The sequence below is a fragment of the Citrobacter sp. Cpo061 genome (assembly GCF_030332845.1).
GTDB classification, from domain to species: Bacteria; Pseudomonadota; Gammaproteobacteria; order Enterobacterales; family Enterobacteriaceae; genus Citrobacter; species Citrobacter portucalensis.
The window spans coordinates 1-304 of the sequence record NZ_JAOWHB010000004.1 but is presented as its reverse complement, the minus strand read 5'-3'; the positions used below and the strand labels follow the sequence as shown (position 1 = coordinate 304).

Annotated in this window: 1 tRNA gene; it reads left to right on the top strand. The window is 51.6% G+C overall.

The features are described 5' to 3' along the window. Positions 1-226 precede the first annotated feature (226 nt). Positions 227-302: transfer RNA gene (locus OGX97_RS00015), tRNA-Gly, on the top strand. The last annotated feature ends 2 nt before the right edge of the window (positions 303-304 follow it).

Here is a 304-nt window from a genome sequence, read left to right as displayed (position 1 = left end):
ATAGCTCAGTTGGTAGAGCACGACCTTGCCAAGGTCGGGGTCGCGAGTTCGAGTCTCGTTTCCCGCTCCAAAATTTGAAAATGCTTGTAAAGCACAGACCACCAATCGCAGGATTTCGAATTGCGACAAGGCGGCAACTGAATGAGTCCTTAGGAGCTTACTAAAGTAAGTGACTCAGGCGAATGAAGGCAGCCAACGCAGTAGCGGTTCGAAAGACGAAGATTATGCGGGAATAGCTCAGTTGGTAGAGCACGACCTTGCCAAGGTCGGGGTCGCGAGTTCGAGTCTCGTTTCCCGCTCCAAA